Annotated in this window: 6 protein-coding genes; 1 reads left to right on the top strand and 5 read right to left on the bottom strand. The window is 51.5% G+C overall.

Features of this window, described 5'->3' with window-relative positions; all coding sequences use genetic code 11:
- Positions 1 to 99 precede the first annotated feature (99 nt).
- A complete protein-coding gene (locus PED39_03075; GenBank protein ID WII08198.1) occupies positions 100 to 531 on the top strand; it encodes a hypothetical protein in 432 nt (143 codons plus the stop codon).
- Between the two features lie 130 nt (positions 532 to 661).
- Here the strand turns inward: PED39_03075 and PED39_03070 are convergent, their stop codons facing one another.
- From PED39_03070 to PED39_03050, 5 genes are all read right to left on the bottom strand, one after another.
- Positions 662 to 2,317 (bottom strand): hypothetical protein, encoded by a 1,656-nt coding sequence (locus PED39_03070; GenBank protein ID WII08197.1) that lies wholly within the window; start codon positions 2,315 to 2,317, stop codon positions 662 to 664.
- Positions 2,318 to 2,543: 226 nt separating this feature from the next.
- Complete coding sequence (locus PED39_03065; protein ID WII08196.1) at positions 2,544 to 5,579, bottom strand: hypothetical protein; 3,036 nt, start codon at positions 5,577 to 5,579, stop codon at positions 2,544 to 2,546.
- 178 nt (positions 5,580 to 5,757) lie between these two features.
- The gene (locus tag PED39_03060; GenBank protein WII08195.1) at positions 5,758 to 7,788 is read right to left on the bottom strand and encodes an InlB B-repeat-containing protein; all 2,031 of its coding nucleotides are present in this window, start codon (positions 7,786 to 7,788) and stop codon (positions 5,758 to 5,760) included.
- Positions 7,789 to 7,790: 2 nt separating this feature from the next.
- Positions 7,791 to 15,806, bottom strand: coding sequence for an MBG domain-containing protein (locus PED39_03055; protein WII08194.1), 8,016 nt, complete (start codon positions 15,804 to 15,806; stop codon positions 7,791 to 7,793).
- Between the two features lie 245 nt (positions 15,807 to 16,051).
- On the bottom strand, positions 16,052 to 21,517 hold the full coding sequence (locus PED39_03050; GenBank protein ID WII08193.1) for a hypothetical protein: 5,466 nt from the start codon (positions 21,515 to 21,517) through the stop codon (positions 16,052 to 16,054).
- Positions 21,518 to 21,622 lie beyond the last annotated feature (105 nt).

Genomic DNA, 21,622 nt, shown 5'->3' with positions numbered 1-21,622 from the left:
GGCGATTCATTCTTCTCAGCGATAACTGACGTGAAATCCGAGCAGTTCACGTTCTCACAACCCCTTATGAGCGCATCGGGGGGGGGGGAGGAGCCGACTTTGTCGAATCCGAGTACGGATGCTCAGACGATGTCCATCCCGATAGGGAAGAAACTGGATGGACGGGAGAGCGTTGCCAGCGAGCCCCATGATTATGATGATCTGCCGGAAGAAGTCAAGAAATTCGTATCGGATCGTTACGGAAGGAAGAAACCCGAAAGGACGGCCATCCAGAAGTTGGAAGGAAAGCATATGCTGTCCCTGATACTCTATCTGGACAATATGGCACCGGTGATCAAGACTGATATCTACAATGACGTGGCAAGGTCCAGCAGCATGCTGGAAAGGATAGACGACCTAGAAGAAATGGGGATTGTGAAGATATACGCCACCGGCAGGACCAACAACAAGGTGGTCACCATGACCGATAAAGGAAGAAAGGTCGCTAAGATCGTCCGGGAAATGGTGAGTATCGCCGAGGACAATCGGTGAGTATAGTCATTCCGTACCCTTGTTTTTTAAGATAACTCTGTCTTAACTCGGGTTGGGTTAAATATAGAGTGGGTGCTCGGGCACTAGTCGAATACTCAAATGAAAGCCTTAAGGCTTCTATCAACCGACCTCAAAACTGCAAGAAATGCGCCATTGTTTCCGCCAACAGGACCACCATACCTATGATTATGGATTTATGATTCCAGAGAGGCCTATGCCATTTTGATTCGGGATTATTCCTCGTCAACGTTATCCTCTCAGACACCCTGTGACCGTCCAGAATGATCAGATAAGCGGATGCCATGATGATCAAAGTCGTCAGGATTAACCAAGGACCGAACCTGAGAATTGTGTCGCATGACCCTGTGCATAGGTCCAAAAAATAAGTTCCTAATATCGCCAGGATAACTGTGGATACCAATCTGATTGAAGACCCCAATTGTCTTGTCAGTTTCAAGACATTCATGAGGATCCATACCGGACCGATCATTATGAACATAGAATAGATGGCGGAATAATGCTCGTATGATGGGTCATCATCCCCCAGTCCGATGAAATCCATGATACAAGTGATCATAAGGATAATGGTGAGGACCTTGTACATGTCCTTGAGGAGCAGGGCCCTATCATGGATTTTTCCGTAATCGTTTCCGAGAGAACCTATCCGGCTATCTTCCAGATCGACCTTGGATGATGCACGTAAATTATCGACATCGAGAGAGTAGGCCTTGCTGTACAGATGGTTCGCGTTATATCTGAGCCCATACATGGTGCCGTACGCCTCGATCGTGTCGCCCATCAGGGTGTACACGTATGAATCTCCTTCGGAGATGTAGTCCTTCCTCCCGACTATACGGTTCATAAGGGATGGGCTCTGATGCTTCTCAGCATACCTGATGTATCCCGTGAGCAGGGTCATGCACATCTCCATGGCAGATACATCATCGTATCTGGAGTAAATGGCGGAGCATATCTGATACACTCCTTTGGGACTCTGGACCTTAGGCTTCATCTGCCTACTGTACTTCCTGATCCTGGAAAGGTCCTCATCATCGTATCCGGTGACATCACCGTAACCGAACATGACCTTATTGAGTGCATCAATGTTCAATTCGCCGCTGTCGATGACAAAGCTGAGGGTCTCCTCCGCACCACTATGTCCTTTGCTAAAAACATCCTCAGACAATGCTTTGAGGAAGACCATGAACTCCCAATCGTTGTTCTTAATCGTACGGTTACTCCAATGAACATTATCCTGCGGAATGTAGTCGTAATATCTCCCTCTGAGATGCTGGGAAGGGCCAGGATACATCTTGGACAATACTGAGGTGATGTTATAATTGGGGAATGAAGACCTGTTTGTGCAATGAGGGTCGATCAGGGTTACTTCCCCGACCAATTGCTGACTCTCCACCTGCAATCCTGAGTAGTACACTCTGTTAATGAGCCTCCAGATCGATAGCACCATGATGAAGGCGGATCCCATCTCCATGAGAAGGATCATGGAACAGGACACATGCTTCATTGAATCGATGATAATCATACAGGCCAATGGCGTGATGATAGAGGAGATCGAACAGGCGACAAAATCGAACTTGATGAACTTACGGAGCTCGATGTCATGACCGGGTCTGGTGGCCATGATCGCGAATATGGCAACGCTTATCGCCACGAATGTAGCAGAGACCTCTGCTATAGTGTTGAAGATGTAGTCGTGACCATTGATCATGGACTCGTTGCTTAACATCTCGTTGATGAGTTCTGCCACATATGTCGTAATTATCATGATGATCCGTTCCCGAGTCCGGATGCCGAACCGAATCGAAGAGGTCGGTCGGACACCAGATTGGTATCAGAAGGCATCCGGCCGTTGATGAGCCGGCCGGCCATCAACATGGGATTCTTGTTCAATGGCTGGCCGTTGATGATTCCCTCCCACACCGTTCCTAGGGGATCGGGGGCGTGGGAGGTAAAGGGCCATACGGCCCGTTTTGTCTTCTTTTAGGTAATCGTCAGCGGGATCTGTTCCTACTGTAGTACACATAGCCTGCGATAGCCGCTATCGCTATGATCACCAATACGATGATCCACCAGGGGAACCCGGAATCGGATCCCTTGTCCTCCTCGAATACCGCCTTTATGGAGACATCCGAATCAGGCATAACGAAGGTGTTGTCACTGCTGACCTTCACCTGCGAGGACTGCCAGGTAACCTTGTATCCGTCCTTCATTGTAGGATACAGGGTCACTGTGGTACCGGGGGAGCATGCCTCAGTGGAGAGCTCGACTGAGCCCTCTCCCTCAATTGAGACAGTGACGGTCTTCAATCCCTGGAAGGACGATGCAGCGAAGTAGTTCGAAAAGTGCTTCAGAGTTGCGGATACATATCCGTCGCTCCATACTCCTCCGACCAGCTCGACGTTTCCGTCCTGGTTGACGAAGTAAATCTTCACCTGGCTGCCGCTCTCTCCCGGCTGGAGCTCCCATGGGATGGATATGGTGACCTCTCCCTGGAAAGTCGTCATGACGTTGTTGTTAACCACAGCATAGATGTCGTAGATGGTGTTGCCGTCCGCGGCCTCGATCTGCTTCTGGTTGACCGTATCGTCCACTTCGAACACGATCTGTATGGTGCTCGCGGTCTGCGCCGTGGTCTGGATGACCTCGTTGTCGAAGGTTATGGTTCCGGCGTCACCTATGAGGGTGATGGTGATGGTGTTGTCATCTGATATTCCCTCCAGGTTGACAGTGGCGCCGTCAGAATCCCCTTCCTCGGTGGTCGCATCTATGACAATGTGCACCTTGTCGTTGGCCTCCGCATCGATCGCTTCGGCTGCCGTTGCTGCCATGTTCTTCGCGGCGTTGATCTCCGCAAGGGTAACGGTATCTCCGCTGGAGCCCACGAATGTCGCGATGGTCTCCGTGGTAGAGGTGCCGTCCTTTGACTTCGAGACAGATACGGTCGCCGTCGCTCCGGAATCGTCGGATACCGAAGCCGATGATGACGATGTGCCGTCAGTGTTGAACTTAGAGACCACATCCACATCGGTGGACTGGACATCGTCTGTATAGGACTCGATGATGCTTCCCTCGGAATCCGTCACGGTGACGGCTCCGCGCTTGTACTCTAAGAGCACGGTGATGCTATGAGTGCTCACGACATCGGTCAGTTCGATTATTGCGGTCTTACCTAATGATTGCCCGTCGACCAGGACCTCCGAGAGGATGTAGTCCTCCTCTGCCATGATGCGGTATGTCGCGCTGTGGCCGTAGTCGATGGTGTTAGGTCCGTACACATCGCCCTCGCCTGTGACATATATCGATATCGGAATATGGATGATCTCATAGACGTAGGTAACGACGTTGCTCGCGGCTCCTATGGTTATGGTCTGAACGGATGACGGCGAGGTATATCCCGTTATGCTGGGGATCTCCGGGGTCACCGTCGTGCCGTATGTGGCGGTCGACGTATACGGATCCCTCAGCTGGGTGCCGTCGGTGCTCACATAGTTCACCGTGTACGGGTACTGGCCGATGATCTCTGTCCATGTAGCAACGTAGCTCTTGTTCCCGGTCTCTGACGGGAGGATCGATGTTACGATCGTCCTCGACGGATCGGAACTGAGGTACCATCCTCCGAATGACACTGTGTATCCGGTCCTCTGATAGGGCTGCAGATTGCCTGCGGTGGGCAAAGTCAGTCCGGTACCGGAAGTGTAACCTGTGGGAGCGGAGTACCCGGTTGCCCAGGACCCGCCGGAGAGATTGTACGTGATACTGTAGACATTGGCTGATGTCGTACCGTTGACTACGATATTATGGGCGGGCATGACCGAAGGGATGCTGACATCCCAGCCGCTGAACGTTGTTCCCGACGGTGCTGTGTATTGGTACACGGTGACGGTGTCCCCTGCCCCGTAGGTATCCTGATGGACCTGTGTGCCGTTCACATAATAGGTTATGGTGTAATTGGATGTAATCTGCTGGAATGTGGCCGTGTACGTCACATTGCCGATAACGGTGACTGTGCGCGTGGCAGAGGTGTTCCCATCATTCCACGATACGAACTGGTATCCGCTTGCAGGAGTGGCCGTCAGCGTAGCCGAGGCATTCACCGCGTAGGTCCCCGACCCTGTAACGCTTCCACCGATGGCGGGTGATGCGTTCACGTTCACGGTATAACTCGCGGGCTGCGGCGAATATGTGAAGTTCGCCTGCACGGACATGTTGGCCGTGACCGTGGACGAACCCACACCGCTCCAGTTGGAGAAGGTGTAATCCGTCGCGGCCGTTGCAGTAACATCGGTCGTTCCGACGGTAAGCACGTTACCGTTCGCTGATATGCTCGTTCCCGATACCACCGTTACGGATTGGGAGCTCACCGAACCCCCTGTGCCCGCCGAGATGGTAACGGTGTATGTCGGCAAGCTGTTGAAAGTGGCTACGACATCCATGTTCTGAGTAACGGTTGAGGACGATACCCCCGTCCATCCTGAGAAGTTATATCCGCTGGCGGGGGTCGCAGTGACAGTGGTGGAACCGACTGTCAAGACGTTCCCGCTGGTCGAGATCGCAGCCCCTTCCCTCACAGTGACCGAGTTGGTAGTTACGGATCCGGATCCACTGGTCGTGATGTTCACGGTGTATTCCGGAATGGCCTCGAATGTCGCTGATACGGTCGTATCTGTAGTTAACGAGAACGTATTGCTCGTTTGAGTTACGCCATTGACTGTATAATTAACCAATCTGTATCCATCTGTAGGCGAATACCCCAGGGTCACGGTCGTACCTGATGATCCTGAAGTCGGTGTCGCTGTTATCGTTCCACCGACAGTGGGTTGATTCACAGTCACACTGTATGTCACCGCTCCTGTCAGGACACAGCTGGCGCTGTATCCTGACGCTGTTGCGACGATGAGATACGATTCGCCTGCAGTCAGAGGAGCACTCAGACCGATTCCGAAACTCTGTCCCTGGCCATAATACGGACCGGTGGATCCCACATAGATCGTGAGAGTCGATAAGGGATTCTGATCCAGATACACCACCAGATAGCTATCACCCGTATTATAGGACACATCCATCCCGTTCTTCTCAGTGACCGTCCAACCGGTATTGGATGCATCGGTTTGGGGTATCTCCCCCACGGGGGGGGAGAAGATGGATAGGACCATCAACCCCGTTATTAAGAGGGTTATTCTTTGTTTGTAGTCCATAAGGATCCCTTCAACTCGATACCGGAATGTCTATTGCGAGTATGGTCTCCGAAATGGCGTATTCGATCTCGCTTCCGTTGTAGTACTTGAACACGGCATATGCGGTGTAAAGGTACTTTCCAGCCTCGATGGTCTGCGCCCCTTCATACGATGTAACACTTTGGGTAATGTCGAATGTCCAATCAACAACACCAGAAGAAACACCGCTGGTGTAGTATGTCCAGAAGTTGGTGTTCGGGATTATCTGCCTGTACACGTACTTTATGGACAGCTCTGACGGGTTGGTTCCGGCATTGGTCTTGGCGATGTATCCGCCATCGTTGGATTCCAGCTTGACCTTGAATCCGTATTGTCCGGACGTATCGGTGTAGTTCCTTATGGAGATCTCGTAATCAACGGAATCCGGGATCGCGACGAATGTGAATACAACGCTTACAGCTTCGCTTCCGGTGTGGTAAACCAGATACACATTATCGGCCATGGGCACCACTACAGCATTGGTCGGCGCAGAATAGGTACTTACCTTGTATCCTTCGCCGGGCACTGCTATGATCGTTCCGAAGGAGCCGTTCGAGACGGTGCCGGTCGCATAGACCGTACCCTTTGTGATGTCATCGCTGGTCGCGTTCAAGGTCCAGGTCGTGGGATCGTTGTCGTCATAATACGCCTTCAGGGTTATGTTGGCTGAAGGTGTGTAGTATCCATAGGTCGCTACACTCGTATGGTTGCTATCACTCTCATCATACCAGTAAGCAAATGTCTTCCCTTCGACGGCGGGAGCCAACGGCAGTGCGACGGAATCGCCCTTGGATACGAGCTTGGATCCGAGAGAGTTCCCGTTGGAATCAACGAATGAAACGGTATAGACGTCTGCATTCTTCTCGGTCCAGTTAGCATACATGACGATCTTGCAGGTTCCGGAATCGGCATCATCGGAGTTAACTGTGTACTGTGCACCGATGATGATATTGCCGATCTGCTCCAGAGACCATCCTACGAAGTAATACGTCTTTCCATCCTTGGTGGTGGTGGGCAGAGTAGGCAGCGATACTACCTTTCCGTTATACAAGAAGTCGATGTTGGGTGCTGCGGTCGCCATCTCCGTATTGGATATCACTACTCCGTCGACGAAGTTGAGGAAGTAGTGGACCAGATAGTATCCGTATGCAGTATCCAAGAGGGTACTGTCTCCCGTTATCGTTCCAGAAGATACGGTCTTGTAGACCTTCATGGTCAACATCGTTCCATCCTTGAAGCATTTGGTGTCATCGCTGAGATCGCTCCACTTGATACAGTATCTGCCGTCTGCGGTGTACTGGATGCTCTTGACGATCGTCGCCGCCGTGGAGAGATCGGATCTCAGAACGAGTCCGCTCAGCTCGAGGGTGAGATAATCGCCTTCGGTGAATCCGTATGCGTCGAACACGACGAATGCGGTCCTGTCGGATACTCCGAGGTGACTCACGCCCAGAGTGTCGAGGACGCTCTTCATCTCCTCGTCGTCATCATAGTAACCGGATGCGACTACATCGATGTACTGACCGGTCTCACTGACATAGATGGCTGCGATGGTGATCACACCGTCCACAGCATCAGACGCATTCACGATGTACTGCGCTCCGATCTCGTTCCCGTTGATGTAATAGCCTGTGAAGACCTTTCCTACTACCACGGGTGCCGATGGCATGGTGACTGCCTGTCCCACAGTCACATCTTCGATCTTATCGATCGAGGCGTCACCTGAGAATACGATAGCACATGTAGCCGTGGCCTTGAAAGTCGTACCATTGGTACCGGCAGTGTTGCTTCCGCTTGCAGTAACCGATGCGTAGTACGTTCCTACAGCAGAGATCTTGTCAGAAACCGGCGTACCAGACGCTGAATCTCCTGGGTAGAATGTGATGGTATAATCGGAAGTCGACAGGTTCACCGAGCTTCCACCGACCGTCATGGTGAATGTCGGGGTGATGGAAGTTAACAGAACATCTCCGTTCACGAGAGAGATGTCATTCACCGTTACTGTGACATTGCTAAGATCCAAGGCTACGATGCTGAATATGCATAGTTGTTCGCAGGGGTACTGCTGAGAGCGAAGTTCACACCTTCGTTGAATACTACAGTAACATAGTAGGTTCCGACGTTCGTGGGGGACTCGATCTCAGTGGTCAGTTCTGCATCGGAGCAGTACTTCACGGTATAGTCGGATGCATCGACGGTTCCTCCGGACCAGCTGACGGTCGGGGCGGGAGTGATTCCGCTTCCGGTGTATGTGTACTGAGTCGGAGATACAGTCACGCCTGTGATCTTGGCCGCAGCTACAGTGAAGTTCACTGACTTGGTCCCTTCAAAATTCTGAAGACTGTCAGCAGCTATCGTGGCTGTTGCAGTACCGACATTCGTGTTATCGCTGTACGACACGGTGTAATCCGTACCGGAGACCAGGGTGTAGCTTCCCAGCGTGACCGTCAGAGCCGGTTGGATAGCGGATCCGGTGTAGGTCTGGTCGGTGATCGCAGCGATCGTAACGTTGCTGAGATCGGCCTTCTTGATATCGAATGATGCATAGTTCTGCGCAGCAGTATCGCTGAGAGCGAAGTTCGAACCATCGCCGAACACAACGGACACATAGTACGTTCCGACATTCGTGGGGGATTCGACCACAGTGGTCAGTCCTACATTGGAATAGTACTTCACGGTGTAGTTGGATGCACCGACGGTTCCTCCGGACCAGCTGACGGTCGGGGCGGGAGTGATTCCGCTTCCGATGTATGTGTATTGAGTCGGAGATACAGTCACGCCTGTGATCTTGGCCGGAACGATGGTGAAGGTCATCGAATTGGTACCTTCGAAGTTATTCAAACTGGTGGCCGTGATGGTCGCTGTAGCCGTACCGGCGTTGGTGTTATCGCTGTACGACACGGTGTAATCCGTACCGGAGACCAGGGTGTAGCTTCCCAGCGTGACCGTCAGAGCCGGTTGGATAGCGGATCCGGTGTAGGTCTGGTCGGTGATCGCAGTGATCGTAACGTTGCTGAGATCGGCCTTCTTGATATCGAATGATGCATAGTTCTGCGTATCGGTGTCACTAAAGGTGTAGTTCGCACCATCACCGAATGCGATCGATACATAGTATGTTCCCGCATTCTTGGCTGAGGTGATCTCGGCCATTCTACCTGAATCGGAGTAGTACTTCACGGTATAGTTAGTCGAGTTGACGATACCTCCTGCCCAACCGACGGTCGGTGTCGGAAGCTCTATATTGCTGCCAGAGTAGGTGTACTCGGTCTGTGACGCAGCGACACTGGTGATCTTCGCCTTAGCGATGGCGAATGTCCGAGTCACTGAATCAGGCAGCTTGTAGTTCGCATTGCTCAATCCCGTAGCCGTAGCTATATACGATGCTCCGGCATTGGTCTGCTCTCCCGTGACCGTTACATCGCATTCGTCTTCACCGACAAGGTTGGAGACGGTAGCGGTCGGCTTGTGGGAATTTCCATCGTATGTGAATTCCGTGTTGGACCATACAAGCGCAGCCTCCATCTGTGCGATGGTGAAGTCGACGGTAGCGTTATTGTAATCGTAGTTGGTGGTCGATGCAATCGATACGGTGAGCCTGTAGGTTCCTGCGTCTGTGGGCACCACAGTCGTTGCCGCGTATGAAGTGGAACCGGTCCCTTCGTAGGTATATGTGAATGACGTCGCCTCCGAGGCTCCGGAGACCGTGGGCGTATTAGCAACGTTCCCATAGGTCCATCCATCAATCTGAACGGTGGGTGACAGGGTCGCCTTGCCGATGGTAAGGGTGCCGTTCACGTAAGTCACGACATAGTTGCCCTGGTTGTAGGATATAATGTTGTTGTTGGTATCAACGTTGGTACTGTCGTAGGTATTGGGCTTGGCGATAATCGGATAGTTTCCAACAGTCTCTCCGGAATACCCCCTATCGACCGAGTAATCGATGGTGTCTTCCCCGTAGAGTCCGGTGTCGGTCTTCCCATCCACCTGCACCGTAGCATCAAACGTCGGATCCGCAGCATTATATGCCTTGTTCTTATCGTTCGCCGTGATGGTGACTGCGGCACGGTCCACCGTGAATCCCTTACTGACGGTGTTCTTGTAGTTCCCATCATCGACGGGTGTCAAGAGGACATAATACGTTCCCGCATCCTGCACGGTGGCGGGGACGGTGCAATCCACATCTGAATAATAGGAAAGGGTGAAATCCGTTCCCGCGGTCGGCGAACCGGTAGTGACAGAAGCCAATGTGGCCGTCACAGATGGCGACAGCTCCGATCCGTTGTAGGTAAGATCTCCGACAGAGACAGTAGCTGCAGACAGATCGGCCTTGGTGATCGTCCAGACATAATCAATATTATAGGACGATTCGGTATAAGGTGACACGTTACTCCTCAAAGTCAGGATGTAGTACAAGTGATACTTTCCGACATCCGTCTGAATGCTTCCGGAGCTTGTCTTGTCAGGATCGGACGCCAGAGACACCAAAGTATATCCAGGATATGATATCGCTGGAGTACCGGCAGGATGTTGCTCTCCGTCGTAGACATAACTGACCGTCGTTCCACCAAGGGTGTAGGGCAATCCTATCAGCGTGACGTTGTTACCTACGCTGTAGTTGTCCGCCGTGACAACGTTCTTCTTTTCATCCGCATCAGAGTCGAAGACGATGGTCGAATCCTCCTCCTGAGTGAAATCGGAGAACGTAACGGATGCACCGTAAACGACATTCAGTGTCACATAGGCATCGAGCGTTCCTGAGATGTTCACATTGGTACCTGTGACGGTTATCGTCGAACCGTCACCGTTCTGGGTGAACTCTCCATCGATGGTAAGCGATCCTCCCACTATGGTGGCATCGTTTCCGAACTTGATGTTCTTGAGAACCATGATGTTATCAGTATTGGCATCCTGACCGACAGTCTGAGGACCGTATATGGTTCCGGAGAATATTACATTCTGTTTAATAGTGAGTTCCGCTCCCTCGGCCAGCTCGAGCACATCGGTATCGAGGTCGTAATTCTGCGTGAGTGTGGCCTTGCCGATGATCTTCGCGACCATAGCATTGTCCTTCGGGTAAAGCACGACGCTACCCGATGAAAGCTCAAATATACCGCCAGTTCCGACAATGACATCCGTGGAGTTCTTCCAGACCGCTCCGGTGTTCAGTATGACCTGAGCGCCCGTTCCGATGTCAGCAGCGAAGTAGGCGACGGATGAATCCAATGTACCGGACACCTTAAGCTTCCCTAAGAGTATGATGGGTGAGGATACCGTCAATGTCTTTCCGCCGTTGATGACTACGTTCGCGACAGCAGGAATGGTCACGCCTTCAGGTGCCGTGCCGTCCGTGTCGATGTACACGGAGTAGGAAGATGCTGTACTGCTGAGATAGGACAGGACATTGACGTCCGTGAACGTTCCGCCTGCAACGACGGGATCCTGAGCACCGGCGTTGATGACGAAGACTCCGTCAAAGGTTCCGCCGTTGATGGTTATGACCCCGTACGCACTTCTGTTATTGATCTTGCCTGTGAACTCTCCTCCGTTGATGGTCAATGCCCCGGTATCATGGGTCGCATCGCAACCGCAGTTATCGATCGCGTAGATCGAGCCCTCTACGGTGAAACTTCCTCCGTTCACCGTTGCGATACTGTGGTTCTGGAACGCCGCCTGGGTGTAGTTCTTGAATGTTCCTGCGTTGATCGTGAGAATGGCGTCATCATCGTTCTTGATGGTGTTCAATCCTCCGTCGAAAGTACCTCCGTTGATGGTCAATGAAGGCGAGTTTATTCCATCCTTGTTCGTGTAGCTGTAGTATCCGTTCTCGAACAAGGAGGAGAACTTCCCTTCGTTCTTCACGACGACCCCGGAGTTGACAGTCATCGTTCCGTGGTTGAGTATGGTGTAGAACGAATTGCCCCCGTTGTTGCTGCTGGATGTTCCCGCCTCTGCCGATCTCAGGTATGTTCCTCCTCCGAGGACCACTGTTCCCATGTTGTAGATGGCAGCCTTTCCGTGAGTGATGTTGTCGACCTTTCCAGTAGATCCAGCAGATGTATCGATGATGGTCAGTTCGGATCCGTTCTGAACAGTTATCGTGTGAGATCCTACATTGGTTATCTTATAGCCGTTGAGATCGAGGATAAGATCCTTTCCGATGACGATATCCTCTGTGATATCGGTCAGGAGGGTCAAGGTGTCGTCATCCTGTGCTGCGGCGTACGCGAGACCGAACGTCGCATACCTCTCGGCATCGATCATAACGACTCCTGTGGAAGTCTCGTTTATCCAGTAGTAACCATCATCATCAGCATCCGCCGACCATGTGAATCCGTCAGGCGCTGCAATAGCTGTGTTCTTGCTACCGATCTCCCAGGACTGTTCGGTCATACTGTCAGTATCGACGTCGAATGAACCGTATATCACGGTCCCAACATCGATCTTCAGACAGAGCGTATCAACGACACTGGCCGTGGAGCCCTTTCCGATCTCGATGTTACCGTAGATCTTGGAACCCTTCAATGTGACCGAGGGACTTGTGTACTGCTTGAACTTGTACACGTCGAATGCCGTCTTACCTGCGGCGACCTTGAGGACCGAATCCGTCACCGTAACGGTACCGCTGTTGTTGGACAGGGCGTAGCTGTATCCCATGACGGACGCATCCAAGGTCACGTTATCCAAGGTCAGGTTGCAGTAGTTCTGTATGATCATCTTGAGACCTTCAAGCGTGGATGTTATGGTCCCGTTCTTGATGATCACGACATTGTTTGTGCTCTTGTTGGCAAGGTGCATTCCCTGCGTCTTGGTTCCGGAGGATCCGACCTTATCCTTGGTTATGGTGTACTTGTGGCCCTTCAGATCCAATGTGACGTCGATCTGCAACGCATTATCATCGGCGATGGCCAATCCGGAACCTTCTGAATCCGATAGGAGGGTTATGGTCGCCTGACCGGACTGTGCAACAGCTGCGTTCCACGCCTCTGCAAGGGTCTCGTAGTATGTTGTCTCGGAACCGATCGTCAGCGAAGCTGCCGCAGGGATGACCGTGTAGTTACTTCCCGAGAAGGTCGCCACGAATTCATCGACGACATAACTTCCGGGATCGGAACTGAACGTTCCTCCGGAAATCTCGATGTCTCCGCTGTCCGTTTTTACATACATGCCCGATGTAGCTTCCGCGTTCTGGAAGGTACCTCCTGAGATCACCACGCTCTTCTCCGAATATATGGATGCTCTAGCATTAGCAGATTTGGAGAATGTTCCGCCCGTGACCTCGATCTCTGCGTTCGCACCACTACTGGTGTAGAGATTGTAATGAGATTCGGATCCTGTGATGGAGAATGAACCTCCGTCCACGATGACCTTTCCGCTGTTGACAGCGATGTTACCGTTGTTCTGTCCGTAGACGACAGCATCATCGTTTATAGTGATCACTCCGGAATCGTTCTCAGATCCATTACCGCTGATTATGGCGTACGCCCAACCGCTGTTCAGGTAGTTGTCACCCGCAGTGAAGTGTCCGCCGTTGATCGTGACGATCCCGCCCAGGTTCCTGACGCCTGCTCCCCTGTTGACGTTGTTGCCATTGGTCATGTCGTTATCTGAATCTCCGAACCAGCCTCCGTTGATGGTGAGAGTTCCGTAGTTGACTACCGCATCATGGCCCTGTTCAGAAATCTCGGTATTGTATATGCATCCGTTGTCACCGTTGATGGTGAGCGATCCCTCGTTGCGGATCAGCTTACCGTTGTAATCGCCTATGATATCGTAATTGCCGATATCGATCGTGATGTACTTCCCTGAGCTGATCACGATCTGCTCGAAGACCTTTATGTCCCTCTGGAGTTCTATCGTATCCCCATTCACGGCCGCGGCGATCGCCTCGATCAATGTATCATATTGCACATCCCCGATCTTGGCCTCAGGAGAATAAGTCACTGTGTACAGCCCCGTAGAAGAATCGTACTGAGCCATGTATCCGCCATCCAGATATCTGGATGAATCGACAGACGTCTTCGTGCCTTCTTTCAGTATGAAAGAAAGCTCACCATTATTCACATATACGAGCTCAGCTGAAGGAGTATAGATGTATATCTCGGACGATTCCACCTCAACGCTAAGTCCAGTCAATCTGACAGTACCGGCCTGAGAATTCACATACGACTCAACATCGATGAATGTCTGCTCGTTCTCAGTGGTGGAATCCGTGATGATCTTGGAGTCAATAATCTTGACGGATATTCCAGAATCCTCAAATTTCATCAGGCCATAACCATTAGTCTCTCCCGAATATCTATTCTCGGCATACAGAGTTGAACCTGTGACGGTGATCTCGGTTCCTGCGGACCCCTTAGAACTACTCGCGGCCTTGATGTTGAAGTTAGCCCAGCCGGATAATTTTGAATCGTCTATATTGATGATGACTGGATTGAATGTCGTAATCACATATCCATCGGTATGATCCCAATTATCAGGATGTGGATCCTTCGTTGAAATAATCGAATTCTTGATATTCAGCTTGGTGATGCTGTCCCAGTCTGTATCGTCTCCACCTATGGTGATAGGTTGGATGTCGGCTGGTGCCTCTCCCCCACTTGCGTAATAGACTACACAATTCTCGATGGTAAGGGATTCAACTCCTCCTCTTAATTCTATAGGGCGTGGACTAGCAGAGTTGTAATTGTTGTGTACTGTCAAATTCTTCAATACAACGGATATGCCGTTATTCTTCGAATAGCCCAAACTACTATTGTCGTAATTCAACGCTATGGTCGGCTTAGAATACCCCCTATCCCAATATCCGGTAATTGAGTGATTATTACCATCCAATGTTATGGACTCATTTATGCTGATAATTGTGCTTGTTCCGATCTCTACATCCTTCAACAGAGTGACCGTGTCACCATTCTGAGCACTGTTGATGGCATTCTGCAGCGATCCATACGGGATTCCGTTGAGTGCAGCCTCCGATGTGACCACATACTTTCCATCTATCAGTTTGGCGGTCGCTCCTTCTACCAGATATGAAGACGGATCATCCGTAAATGTCCCTCCCGCGATCTTCAATGTGGATGCTTCCTGATTGCTTACTCCGAGTTTTCCGGTGTATGTTCCGCCGTTCACGGTAACGAACGCTGCCCCTGTGGGATATGTCTGGGTGTCAACATTAGATATGATCACGTTCCCTGCCCCTGAGTTGGAGTCGCTGAACGTACCGTCGTTCAGGATGACATTGCCTCCTGAGCTGTACACGTAGACGGCAGATGCCTGCGCCGTATACTCGACGCCGTCGACCACGACTGTTGCTCCATAGGAGACTGCCAACGCAGTGGAAATCCAGGTGCTTGTGTCCTGCCCGCTCTGTGTGAACTTCCCGTTCGTTATGTATGCCGTGGCAGGTGTTGCTCCAACGATCTCGTCGTCGAATGATACTTCGATGCAACCTCCTACGGTGGATTCGATGGTCACATTATCGATATACGCGGTACCGTTCAACATCTTGACGTTCAGTCCCCAGATGTGATTGTCCGAGGTACTGATCGGCCCGTTGACCAGTTTGATATCATTCAGATACAGGGTACCGCTGCTCTCGAACCTTATGGCCCCATAGGCCCCTGTTATGCTGCTGCCGTCATGTGTTCCTTTGACCTCGATCGATCCGCCTTTGGATTCACTGAGGTCCTTTATCGTGAAATCGGCCGTTCCTGTGATCTTAAATGTACGATGGTTGCTCTCATCGCTATTGGCCTGGGATGTTATCTTATGATTGTTGAGATCCAAAATCAGGGTCTTCGAAATCACATATCCTTCCGAACCCAGATCGATATCATTCAAAAGCGTCAGTGTCGAACCTGACTCTGCCTCGGACAACGCCTGTCCGAATGTCGAATAATTACTGGTGGTTCCACCCAGCGTGGTGACCTGGACGACGTCATTGCCGTCTGCAACAACCTCATCCTGTCCGACGATGATCGCTCCTGCCAGGAACATTGCAAGGACTGCAATCATCGCCATGAACCTTGTTCCTTTCTTGTTCATATTAATCTCACCTTTCCTCGCCTCTCCTAGGGCTCGGATTGAGTAAGGGAAGTCTCTTTGTCCCTTATCGATCTAAAGCGTTTTTTACACGCATATCCACACTCGAGGGTTCCTTCCCCCGGCGATCCTCTATATGATCGGACATCGGCCGGATCCTCACTCCTTCAAGAGTCGGGATCCGGACGATGCCCTTTGTTTATGGTTTCGGTTATTGGTCTTCTTTCGACGTCATTCCGAAGTTACCTTCAGCTCCTGTTGAGCCTGATCGCGACGATGACTGCCATGATGGCGATCAGGATCACGAGGATCAGCAGGAGGATGGTGGTGACGCTCCAGGTCTCGGGCGCGAGGGGTTCGGGCTCGGGTATGGGCGTGTCGTCGATTGCGGTGGATCCGTAGAGGTCCAGATTGATTGCAGTGTTGTCAGCAGAAGATCCGCCGAGGGTGAATTCGAGGCCACTTACTGTCACGTACTTAGCTTCATCTCCGGTATCTGAACCGATAGAGAGTTCTGCGGTGAACTCGTTGTATCCGGCTGCGATGACGTAGTCAAAGGTGTAGGTTCCCTTAGCCAAGTTCTCGATCACATAGGTGTGTGAACCAGCTTCGGTGGGCTCCAGAATCCTTCCCTCGAAATAGACGGTTCCGATACCGGAGTCGACCCTGAGGGTGACATCGTAGATCTTAGTCTCGATCTGGGCAATGAGGTTCAGATCCTTGTTAACTGCTCCAGATACTTTGTTAGTGAAGGTCAACGTGTCGTTGCCGTCCTTCCATTCATTGCTAACGACTCCGTCGACGACAGAGGTCTTGGGTTGCTTGATCTTCTGTCCGTTGAGGACGTAGACATCGAGGATCTTCTTTCCTTCGACGGTGAAGGTCACGTGCTTGACGTTCTCCTGCTTTGCAAGGTCATCGCTGACAGTGCATCCGGGGAGCACATAAGCTACACCAGTGGTAGAACCAGCTACTCCATTGGTCTCCAGGAGCACCTTGGGTCCGATGGTTCCGGTGGCTGCAAGGATGTCGCTCGACTTTCCGCCAACATACAGGATCTGAGAAGTGACCGTGTATGTGGTGTCGTCGTTCTTCACTCCGTTGAGCTCTCCGAAGATGGTAGCCTCGGTTACCTTGATGTTGGCTCCGGCAACTGCGACTGCGCCGGCGTTGACGGTGAGCTTAGCAACATCTGCTTTGAGGGTGGCGGTTCCGGTCTTGACTGTCAGAGGCGTGACTTTCTGGTTGATGGTCACGGCCCCGTCGGTGGATGCGCCAAAGGTTCCGTTGGTCACGGTACCGAAAGTGGTGTCGACTACGAATCCCTTGGTTGCAGAGGTCTCGATCTTCTTTCCGACAGTACCAACGGTTGCATCGGTCAGTGTGATGGATCCGTTTGCATCTCCGAAGGTTCCGACGAGCTTCTTGCCCTCAGTCAGGTTCAGTGTCATCTTGGACATGATGAACTTGGTGACGGTGAAGTCTCCGAGAACGGTGATGGAGGTGGCGGCTGCGGGCGACACAGTGAGGTCAGCGGTCAGCACATTGGTTCCTCCGAACCTGATGTCTGATATGTCGTCGATCTTGTTCATGGCGTAGGGTATGGAGGAGATGTAGTAGTACGCACCCTCCTGGTAGTACGCTCCGCTGATGTTCTTGGCGTAGTTGGTTCCGGCAACAGGGTTCTGGAAGTACTCGGTGGACTTCATGAGTCCGTTGAGCTCGATGGATCCCTTGGTGTTGGCATCCTTGTCCTTGACGACGAGGTTTCCGGAGTTGAGGAACACGATACCGTTGTTCGTGAGCTTTGCTCCGGTGACGGTAAGGGTCTTGCCTCCGTCGATCTGGAGGACGACTCCGGTATTGACGGTGAGGTCCTTGGTGGTCGACACTTCGTCCTTGTTGAGCTTGACGGTGTCTCCGGACACTGCTGCGTCCAGTGCTTTCTTGATGTTGGTGTACTGGGCGAGCTTGTCGCCGGCGTTGAGGACATCGCTCTGGATCTTCTCCTTTCCGATTCCGGTGGTCTTGTCCTCCACGACGAATGTTCCGAGGACATCGATGGTGACCTCTCCGGTGTTGTAGAACTCATCGGTGGCGGTTATCTTGGCGCCGTCCTTGATGGTCATGGTGACATCATCGTTGACGGTGATGAGGCTGTCGTGGACGATGGTGACTCCCGAAGGCACGGTCACGCTCTCCTCGACTTCCTGCTCTCCGCTGATGGTGATCTCGGTCGCACCGTTCTCGATGGCCTTGACCAGGGTGGTGTAGTGGTAGGTGTAGTACTTGACCTCTTCGATCTCCACGTATGTGGTGTACATGGCGCCGTCGACCTGTCCGGTGACGGGCTTGACGTAGGTCTCGACCATTCCGAGGGCGACGATCTTAGCGGAGAGATCCTCCTGGATGGCATCGGTGGAGTTGTTGTACTTCATCGTTCCATCGACTGTTAGGACACCGTTGTTAACGATCTTCACGCCCTTGTCGGTTGTGAGTTCCGATGTGACTCCGAGATCGTCTCCGGCCAGCCTGATGGTGACTGCGCTGGTGAGGTTCTTGAAAGCCTTGTCTCCGGTGTATGCGACCGCAACGTCTCCGCTGAGGAACATGCCGTTCTCGACAACAGGTGTTGCTGTCGAATCGTCATAGACACTTGCGTAGTAGATGTTGAGTCCGGTGAGTTTGAAATCCCATCCGGTGTCGCTTGCCGAGGTGTCGCCGTGCATGATGGTGCCGCAGACGATAGCTACGCTGTTGTCGTTGGGGCCGTCTCCATCCCTGATGGTCAGGGTCTTTAGGCTGTATGTATCCGGGTCACTTACGACCTTCTCGATGATGACATAAGCGCCGGTGACCTTTGAGTTCGCGGAAGCCTTGACATTGGTGATGATAACATCACTCTTGAGCTTTCCGTTGATCGTGACGACTCCTGAGTTTTTACTAATATTCGCGTTGAGGACACCGTTGACGGTAACGTATCCGCTGTTCTCATTAATCTCACCTGCGATCTCTCCGTTCACAGTGATGACTCCTGCGTTAACGAACTTTGTATCAGCGGTGAGGGTCGCATCGTTATCTACGAGGATCGTTCCGTTCTCCGTGTTGTTCAGATTGTCGAATGTAAGAGCGACTGTTCCGACAGCTACGAGAGGGGTGGTGCTAGCCGCAGTTCCTTTCATCTGAATGGTTCCTGCGTTCTTAACAATAGAGTCTATCGGGTCATGGCCGTTAGTAATCTCCTTTCCAGAGGCGGCGGTGAACGAGATGGTTCCGTTGTTGATGATGTAGGATGTGTCAGAATGTCCAAATTCACCAGCGTTGGTCTGCTTAATGACCTTTCCGTCGGCATCGTTCGCAATCACAATGGTTCCGTTGTTGATTATCTGGGAGTATCCCATAAGTGCGATCGACGATCCCTTGCTGATGGTAAGGGTTACCCCTGCAGGGATCTCGAGGGTAGCGGTCTGGAAGATCCAATCAGTCTCGTTCATCAAAGTGGTGTCACCTGTCAGTGTGAGATACTGTCCTACGAAGTAGGTATTATCCGCATAGACGTTACCTGACATCGTTGCGGGATCCTTGATGGCGGTCGTGATGACGCTCTGGGTGTCCAGATCGATATCGCTTCCGAGGAATGTTGCGGTTTTGTCCGTGATAGAGACCGTTCCCTTGTCCTTTGCGGTTCCCTGGATCTTTCCGACGACGGTTCCAGAAACCTCTATGGTTCCGTAGTTCTCAATGATTTCGGTGTTGTTATCTCCGAGTGTTGCATTCTTTGAAACGGTAACGGTAACATTCTTGCTGATAACGATTTTCTCGTTGTTCGTATAGTTGATAACAATGGATGCTGCAGCTGTGCCGTTACCGATGGTGAGGTTCCTGGTGATCTTCAGTACACCGTCGGTCAGTGTGAACGTTCCGCTCGTGATGCTTCCGTACATATCTATGGATCCGACGTTGAATGTCAGTCCACCGTTTCCTGCCTTGAGGTTATCGAGTGTTGCAGCAGCTACATTATCTCCGGTTCCGGACTCAATTGAAGCAGAGATTGTCGCATCTTTGGAAGCGTAGATGGTTCCCTTGTTGACAATCTTCTCATCAGCCTGTTTGATGATCTTGGAATCACTACCAAGCGTCAGCCTCTTGTTGGAATCAACAGTGAGGTTTCCTCCATTGAGCGTTATGGTCTTTCCAGTCGCAAGAACAGCATCATTCTTGAGTATGACAGCATTGGTGATCGTAAGATCGGAATCGATAGAGTTGCTGTTCGCAATTAGAGCATCCAGAGCTTCCTGTGTTGCTATTGATGCACCAGTAACATCGATGTTGATCGTGTACTCTGTGGGATTAGAGCCGGAAGATGTGGCCGAGGTCTTGAATTTGAAGGACTGAGAGGTTCCGTCAAATACCTTCAGACATTTGTTGTTAACAACCGAGGCCTCAGTCCAGGACGAATTCAATCCGAACTGGAAGTAAGCTCCCGCAGTAGCGTTTCCAAACAACAGTCCGTAATAGTAGTGACCGTTGCTTATGTAGGTCTCACCGTAAAGGGCATTGAAACTGTTTAACGCCGCTCCAGAAACGCCGGTGAAGACTCCATACACTGTATATGTGTTGGTCGAAGCTACATAGGACACGCCACCGATCGTCTGGACATCGGCGATGGTGAATAGTTGTCCATCTACCGTGTATTGCGAGATTGGGCTGTCGTCATGGGCATAGAAGTTGAAAGCAAACGGCACATTAGCTGCTACGGGTGTGAAACCCTTGATCGTGAGTGTACCTGAACTGTTTGTCTTATCATAGGCCGTTGCAACATCAATTGTTGCAGCTCCGTCGGCTTCAGTGTCTTCGACGACGATCGTTCCGTAGTTCTTCAGACTAGACTCTGCACCGTCTGAAGTAAGCGCTGCGTCGTTGACTGTCAGCGAAGCGTTGGCGCTGACGGTTCCGTTCAACACGATGTCCAATCCGGTGGAGATGACACTTCCAGAGGATATGTTGGTGATGACGAGTGTGTGTTCTGCTCCGTATCCGATCTTTCCTGTGAAGTTCTTCAGAGTGACAAATTTGGCGGTATCGCCTGAAATGTACAGGGTAACACCCTCGCCAGTCAATGAGAAGTTCTCAGCATTGATTACTGCGCTTGTATTAGCACTCAAAACGACAGGTTTGTTCTGGGTTCCCTTGAAGGTGACTTCGCTGACAACATTTGTGGAGGTCAACGACTCGATGGCCGTATAGACTATCTGGGCTGTGTTCGCACTCGTTAGAATCGAGTTCACAGCGATGGATTCGCCGGTCACCAATTCAGGCGTAACGTAGTGATACGCTGTGCCATCGAAGGTAACATTGTATGTTCCGTTGGGATTCTGTGTCGCAGATATGACAGGATAGATCGCAATATGACCGTAGTCTGATGTTCCATCTGCGACGGTCACAGTCACTGTTGCTCCTGTCGCTACGTACAGAGTGATAAGTTTTTCCCCAGTATTGTCTTGGTTTCCGTCCAACTGGACTTCGATGCTTTGACTTGTGTAATACTTACCGCTTGTCACAAGTATCTTGTCCGTGGGCACCACAGGAATGTTCTGTGCCGAGCTATTAGAAGACGCATCCTCTGTCTCCGCAGGTGCGATGACAGCGAATGCAGCGAAAGCCATAGCGAGAACAGCCAAGACTGCCAGGAATTTCATTCCTTTTGTATTCATATCTCATTTCTCCTTTCAGCGGTGACCATACCTCTGATCCGGGTTCCCTCCTGAAATCGGAAGGATGATGTCGAAAAACCTCCGTCTACTTGCAGGATCCCATGC

This window comes from Methanomassiliicoccales archaeon LGM-RCC1 (assembly GCA_030168575.1).
Classification (GTDB): domain Archaea; phylum Thermoplasmatota; class Thermoplasmata; order Methanomassiliicoccales; family Methanomethylophilaceae; genus Methanoprimaticola.
Note: the sequence above shows the minus strand (reverse complement) of the source record. Positions and strands in the feature narration are given on the sequence as shown.

Excerpts from the sequence above, each read along its gene's own strand:
- PED39_03070 (WII08197.1), bottom strand. The coding sequence starts at position 2,317 with ATGATAATTACGACATATGTGGCAGAACTCATCAACGAGATGTTAAGC.
- PED39_03055 (WII08194.1), bottom strand. The coding sequence starts at position 15,806 with ATGAACAAGAAAGGAACAAGGTTCATGGCGATGATTGCAGTCCTTGCA.
- PED39_03050 (WII08193.1), bottom strand. The coding sequence starts at position 21,517 with ATGAATACAAAAGGAATGAAATTCCTGGCAGTCTTGGCTGTTCTCGCT.